Source organism: Kocuria sp. CNJ-770 (genome assembly GCF_001942375.1).
GTDB lineage: Bacteria > Actinomycetota > Actinomycetes > Actinomycetales > Micrococcaceae > Kocuria > Kocuria oceani.
The window spans coordinates 184030-190746 of the sequence record NZ_MKJW01000089.1; the positions used below are offsets into that span (position 1 = coordinate 184030).

The window sequence follows — 6717 nt, forward strand, 5'->3', positions numbered from 1 at the left end:
CGTCCCGGTGAGCGCCCCCGGCGGAGCACCGGGGGCCGGGCGCCGGCCGTCGGACGCCGATAGCTGAGAGCAGAAAGCAGCCTGTCCTTCTTGTCACGGGCCCCCGGCGGCCACAGACTGAACGACGGACACCAGCTCCGGGGCCCCGTTCCGGAGCCCACCCCTTCCAGCCACCGGCTGGTTCCCCACGAAAGGCACGGTCCATGACCCAGTCCATGACGCAGTCCCCCACCCTGCCCCTGCACGACGGCAGGACCATCCCGCAGCTCGGCTACGGTGTCTGGCAGGTCGACGCCGACATCGCCGAGGACGTGGTGGGCCAGGCCCTGGCGGCCGGGTACCGGCACATCGACACCGCCATGATCTACGGCAACGAGGAGGGCGTCGGCCGGGCCATCGCCAACAGCGGCATCCCGCGCGACGAGATCTTCGTGACCACCAAGCTGTGGAACGAGGACCAGGCTACGACTCCGCCCTCGAGGCGATCGACGCCTCCCTGGAGCGCCTCGGCCTGGAGTACGTGGACCTGTACCTCATCCACTGGCCCACGCCGAAGCGCGGGAAGTACCTGGACACCTGGAAGGCCTTCCGGGAGATCCGCGACAGCGGCAAGGCCCGCTCGATCGGCGTCTCCAACTTCCCGCAGGAGGAGCTGCAGGAGATCATCGACGAGACCGGCGTGGTCCCGGTGGTCAACCAGGTGGAGCTGCACCCCTACTTCAACCAGGCCGCGCTGCGGGACTTCAACGCCTCCCACGGCATCCTCACCGAGGCGTGGTCCCCCCTGGGCCAGGGCGGCGACCTGCTGAAGGACCCGGCCATCGCCTCGATCGCCCGCAAGCACGGCGCGACCCCCGGCCAGGTCATCATCGCTTGGCACCTGGCGATCGGGAACGTGGTCTTCCCCAAGACCGTCACCCCCGAGCGGATCCGCGAGAACTTCGCGGCCCTCGACGTGCAGCTCGACGCCGAGGACGTCGAGGCGATCAGCGGCCTCGACAACGGCGGGCGCATCGGCTCGGACCCGAAGGACTTCAACTGAGTCCTCGGCGTCCGGGGACGGTCCCCCGCCCCTGACGACCGCCCGCACCGGTGCTCACCGGTGCGGGCGGTCTCCTGCGCGGTGCGGATCGGCCACGCGGTAGGCCTCCTGGACCAGCCCGCCCGGGAAGGACCGCACGTCCACCAGCTCCAGCGGGACGTCCGTGCCCGCCCCGGCGAACGGGGAGATGCCCTCCCGCAGCAGCACCGGCACGCGCGTCAGCACGAGATCGTCGATCCGGCCGGCGTCGAGGAAGGAGCGGATCGTGGCGCCGCCGTCCACGTAGACGTGGCGGGCACCCACGGCGTCGAGCAGCTCGACCGCCCGGGGCACGGACGGCGCCCACTGCACCGGAGGAGCCGTTCCCGGGCCCGGGCCTCCGGAGCCCAGCACCACCACGGGACGCTCGCCGTAGGGCCAGTCGCCGAAGCCCAGGACCTGCTCGTAGGTGACGCGGCCGAGGACCACGGCGTCGATCCCGGCCAGGAACGCCTCGTAGCCCAGGTCCCCGGCCCCCGCCTCCGCGGCGGCGGCCCCGCGGCTCTCGAGCCAGGCCAGGTCCCCGTCCGGGCGGGCGATGTACCCGTCCACGCTCATCCCGATGTACACGTGCCCGGCCCAGCCGGACCTGCCCCGTCCGGTGTCCTCGTCGCGCTCCGTCCCCACGTCCCGCCTCCTCGTTCCGGCCCCTCGTCCGACCGCTCCCCACGCCAGCCCGGGGGCGGAGCCGCGGAACGCCCCGTGACAGAACCGTTGCAGGGCGGGGCCCGCCCGTCCCGCTCGCCGATTGGTGCGGGACCGGCCGACGGGTGAACCATGGTGGTCATGAAACACAACACTTCCCGGGCGGGCGACGGCACCACCAGCGCCGCCGCCCCGCACGGCAACCCCGACAACGTCCCGGGCGCGGACCTGCCCCGCCCCGAAGGGAAGACCTTCTTCGGACAGCCCCGCATGCTGGCGAACCTGTTCAGCGTGGAGCTGTGGGAGCGCTTCTCCTTCTACGGCATGCAGGGCATCGTCCTGCTCTACATGTACTTCGCCACGACCGAGGGCGGGCTGGGCATCGAACAGTCGACCGCCGCCGGCATCGTGGGCGCCTACGGCGGCGCCGTCTACCTGTTCGCCATCCTCGGCGGGTGGGTGGCCGACCGGCTGCTGGGCTCCGAGCGCACCATGTTCGTCAGCGGCGTGCTCATCATGGCCGGGCACATCTCCTTGGCCCTCCTCCCCGCGGTCGCCGGCCTGGCGATCGGGCTGATCCTCATCGCCGTCGGCTCGGGCGGGCTCAAGGCCACGATCACCAACCTCGTGGGCTCCCTCTACGAGCGCCGCGACCCGCGCCGGGACGCCGGGTTCTCGATCTTCTACATGGGCGTCAACATCGGCGGCCTGACCGGCCCGCTGCTGACCGGCCTCGCCCAGCAGACCTGGGGCTTCCACCTCGGCTTCGGCCTCGCCGCGATCGGCATGGCGTTCGGGCTCACCCAGTACGCACTGGGCCGGCGCCGGCTGCCCGGCGAGGTCCACCACGTGCCCAACCCCCTGCCCCGCAGCGCGTACGGCCGGTGGATCGGCGTCGCGCTCGCCGCGCTCGCCGTGGTCGCCGCCGCGGTGCTCACGGGCGTGCTCAACGCGGCCAACCTGGCGGACGTCGTGGTGGTCGTGACCGTGCTGGCGGCCGTGGCCCTGTTCGTGCTCCTGCTCACCAGCGCGAAGGTCGACGACGACGAGCGCTCCCGCGTGCGGTCGTTCATCCCGATGTTCATCGGCTCGGCCGCGTTCTGGGCGCTCTTCCAGCAGCAGTTCACCGTGATCACCATCTACTCCGACACCCGGCTGGACCGGACCCTGGGCGACTGGACCATGCCGATCTCCTGGGTGCAGTCCTTCAACCCCTTCTTCATCATCCTGCTCGCCCCGGTGTTCGCGGTGCTGTGGACGCGGCTGGGCGAGCGGCAGCCGTCGACTCCCGCCAAGTTCGGTCTCGGCATCGTCCTGATGGGGTCGGCGTTCCTGATCTTCCTGCCCATGGTCGGGGTGTCCTCCGTGCCGGTGCTGTGGGCGGCGCTGATCCTGCTCGTGGCCACCCTCGGCGAGCTGCTGGTCTCCCCGGTCGGGCTGTCCCTGTCCACCCGGCTGGCCCCCCGGGCCTACCCGGTGCTGATGGTCTCCCTGTTCTACCTCTCCGTGGCCCTGGGCACGGCCCTGTCCGGGTCCCTGGCCGGGTACTACAGCGAGCAGTCGGAGGCCGCCTACTTCGGCGTCCTCGGCGCGGTGACGATCGTCATCGGCGCGGGCCTGCTGGTGCTCTCCCCCTGGATCCGCCGCCGGATGCGCGGGGTGCGCTGACCGGAGCTGGATCCGCGGGGCGGCGCCGGCCGGGCCCCGCGTCACTGCGGGCGGTCGCCCGCTCCCGTCCTCCGGCGCTCCGGCGCCGGAGGACGGGCTGCCGCTCAGGTGCCGACGATCTGCGCCACCACGTCCGCCGCGGGGCACTCCCGTGCCGCGGCGAAGGCCGGACCCGCCCACAGCGAGATGGTCTCGGGGTCCCCGGCGGCCGCCGCTGCCGCCCGCAGCGGCTTCGTCAACTGGTTGACCTCCGGATATGCCGCTGGAGCAATATTCGAGTAGCGGTCGACGAACCCGTTCCGCAGGCCGCGGGCCAGGCGGCCGGAGAACGCCCGGGTCACGACCGTCTCCCGGTAGCGGCCCGAGCCGAGGGCCTCCCGGTACGCGGCGGAGGTCCCGGCCTCGTGGGTGCGCAGCAGCAGCGTGCCGACCTGGACCGCGTCCGCCCCGGCGGCCCGGGCGGCCTCCGCGTCCGCGCGCGAGGCGATGCCCCCGGCCGCCACGAGCGGGAGGTCGACCGCGGCGCGGACCGCGGCGACGAGCTCGGCCAGGGGCTCCTCGCCCGCCACGTCCTCGGTGCGGTGCGTGCCCCGGTGGCCGCCGGCGGCCGGGCCCTGCACGGTCAGCAGGCCGGCACCGGCCCGGGCCGCCGCCTCCGCCTCCGGGACCGAGGTCACCGTGACGGACGTCGTGCTGCCCACCGCCGCCAGCCGCTCCAGGACGGACGCCGCCGGCAGGCCGAAGGTGAACGAGACCACCGGCACCCGCAGCCGTTCGAGGAGCTCGAGCTTGGCCGCCCAGCCGTCGTCGTCGGCCGGGTCCGTGGCGGGCAGCTCGACCCCGTGGTCCCGCGCGGTCTCCTGCAGCGCCTCCCGGTAGGCGGCGAGCGACAAGTGCACGGCCGGGTCCACGGCGGGGCCCGGCGCGGCGGTGTTCGCAGCCTGCGGCACGAACACGTTCACCCCGAACGGACCGCCCGTCAGCGCCCGGACCTCCTCGACGTCCGCGCGGACCCCCTCGGCCCGGCGGTTCCCGGCGGCGAGGAACCCCAGGCCGCCGGCGGCGCTGACCGCCGCCGCCAGCGCGGGCGTCGACGGTCCTCCCGCCATCGGGGCGCCCACGAACGGCACGGAGAGATCGGACAGCCGGAAGCGGGGCGCGATGCTGGTCATGACACCCAGGCTAGGAACACGCACGGTCCGCGTCATCCCCTGCACCGCGCCCCGGCCGTGGCATAGGCTGTGCCCAGATCACCGTCCGCCCGGGCGTGGGCCGGGCACGACCGATTCGAGGCATCCGATGGCTCAGTCAGCAGACTCCAAGACCCGGTCCCGCCCGCAGCCGGAGCTCAAACGCGTGATGGGCCCGGGGCTGCTCCTGCTCTTCATCGTGGGGGACATCCTCGGCACCGGCGTGTACGCCCTGACCGGCAGCATCGCCGGGGAGATCGGCGGCGCCGCCTGGGCCCCGATCCTCGTGGCCTTCGTCGTGGCGACCATCACCGCGTTCTCCTACCTGGAACTGGTGACCAAGTACCCCGGGGCCTCGGGCGCGGCCCTGTACACGCACAAGGCGTTCGGCATCCACTTCGTCACGTTCCTGGTGACCTTCGCCGTGCTGAGCTCGGGGCTGACCTCCGCGTCCACCGCGGCCTCCGCCGTGGCCTCGAACTTCGCCCGGGGCTTCGGCCTGGACGTGGGCACCACCGGGATCACGGTGATCGCCGTGAGCTTCATCGCGATCCTGGCCGCGATCAACATCCGCGGCGTGACCGAGGGGCTGGCCTTCAACGTGGTCCTCACCTCGATCGAGCTCACCGGACTGCTCATCGTGATCCTCGTCGGGTTCTGGGCGGCGTTCCAGGGCAACGCCGACTTCAGCCAGACCGTGGTCTTCGAGACCTCCGAGGACAAGGGCATCTTCCTGGCGCTGACCGCCGTGACCTCGCTGGCGTTCTTCTCCTTCGTGGGCTTCGAGGACTCCGTCAACATGGTCGAGGAGACCAAGCACCCCAGCCGCGACTTCCCGCGCGTGATGCTCTTCGGCCTGGGCCTCACGGGCGTGGTCTACATCCTGGTCTCGATCTTCACCGTGGCGGTCGTGCCCATCGGCGTGCTCGGGGAGTCGACCACGCCGCTGCTGGACATGGTCCGGATCGGGGCCCCGAACATCCCGATCGACACCATCTACCCGTTCCTGACGATCTTCGCCGTGGCCAACACCGCGCTGATCAACATGCTCATGGCCTCCCGCCTGCTCTACGGCATGGCGCGGCAGGGGGTGCTGCCGGACTTCCTGGGACACGTGCTGCACGGCCGCCGGACCCCGTGGTCCGCGATCGTGTTCACCACGCTGCTCGCCATGGGCCTGATCGTGGTGATCAACAACCTCCTCGGCAGCGGGACGGCGAGCGCCCTCGGCGGCACCACCGCGCTCCTGCTCCTCGGGGTGTTCACCATCGTGAACATCGCGGCGATCATCCTGCGCAAGGACCACGGACCCACCCACGACTACTTCCACGCCCCGCGGGTCCTGCCGTACCTGGGCGCGATCACCTGCGCCTACCTGGTGGGGCCGTGGGCGCAGGATCTCATCGAGTACCAGATCGCGGTGGTCCTGCTGCTGATCGGCCTGGGCCTGTGGATCGTCAACTTCCTCTACGACCGCCTGTTCCTCGGCCGCAAGGTACGGTTCGAGAACCCCGAGGACCTCGCCCGGCTGGAGGACGAGCCCGAGGGCGGGGACCCGCACCGCACCCTGTGACCCGGTCCGCCGTTCCTGGCGGCCCTACGCGAGGAGAGACCGTGACCGTCGTCGTCGGATACATGCCCACCGCCCCCGGACACGCGGCGCTGGACGCCGCGATCCGTGAGGCCGAGCGCCGGGGCACCGACCTCGTGGTGGTCCAGCCGCGGCCGAAGCGCCACCAGACCCCGGAGGTGGGAGCCGACATCGACGTGGAGCGGGAGAAGCTCACCCGCTCGGGGCTGCGCTACGAGCTGCGGGAGCCCGAGCACGACAGCGACCCCGCGGACGTCATCCTCGACACCGCCCGGGAGCGGGAGGCCGAGCTGATCGTGCTCGGCATCCGCCGCCGCTCCCCCGTGGGCAAGATCATCATGGCCAGCACCGCCCAGCGCGTCCTGCTCGAGAGCCCCTGCCCGGTGCTGAGCGTGAAGGCCGTCTACGACTGAGCACCACGTGTTATTTCTGTTTTCGAAATATTAGGCTGGTGCCGGACCCGGGTCCGGCGGCCGCCGGACCGGGCCCCTGAGCACCACGTGTTATTTCTGTTTTCGAAATATTAGGCTGGTGCCGGACCC

At 72.0% G+C, this 6717-nt stretch carries 5 protein-coding genes and 1 pseudogene; 4 read left to right on the forward strand and 2 right to left on the reverse strand.

Annotated elements, in window-relative coordinates; translation table 11 throughout:
• The first annotated feature begins 215 nt into the window (after positions 1–215).
• Positions 216–1042, forward strand: a pseudogene (locus BJF77_RS08725) (aldo/keto reductase).
• Positions 1043–1096: 54 nt separating this feature from the next.
• Here the strand turns inward: BJF77_RS08725 and BJF77_RS08730 are convergent.
• A complete protein-coding gene (locus BJF77_RS08730) occupies positions 1097–1708 on the reverse strand; it encodes a dihydrofolate reductase family protein (protein ID WP_222844983.1) in 612 nt (203 codons plus the stop codon).
• A 159-nt stretch (positions 1709–1867) separates the two neighbouring features.
• On the opposite strand from BJF77_RS08730, the gene BJF77_RS08735 reads away from it, so the two are divergent.
• On the forward strand, positions 1868–3394 hold the full coding sequence (locus BJF77_RS08735; RefSeq protein WP_075871904.1) for a peptide MFS transporter: 1527 nt from the start codon (positions 1868–1870) through the stop codon (positions 3392–3394).
• 104 nt (positions 3395–3498) lie between these two features.
• Here BJF77_RS08735 and BJF77_RS08740 read toward each other — a convergent pair whose 3' ends face one another.
• Positions 3499–4566 (reverse strand): nitronate monooxygenase, encoded by a 1068-nt coding sequence (locus BJF77_RS08740; protein ID WP_075871890.1) that lies wholly within the window; start codon positions 4564–4566, stop codon positions 3499–3501.
• Positions 4567–4693: 127 nt separating this feature from the next.
• Between BJF77_RS08740 and BJF77_RS08745 the strand changes: the two genes are divergently transcribed.
• Positions 4694–6157, forward strand: coding sequence for an APC family permease (locus BJF77_RS08745; protein WP_075871891.1), 1464 nt, complete (start codon positions 4694–4696; stop codon positions 6155–6157).
• Positions 6158–6198: 41 nt separating this feature from the next.
• Positions 6199–6588, forward strand: a complete 390-nt coding sequence (locus tag BJF77_RS08750; RefSeq protein WP_047805071.1) for a universal stress protein — start codon at positions 6199–6201, stop codon at positions 6586–6588.
• Positions 6589–6717 lie beyond the last annotated feature (129 nt).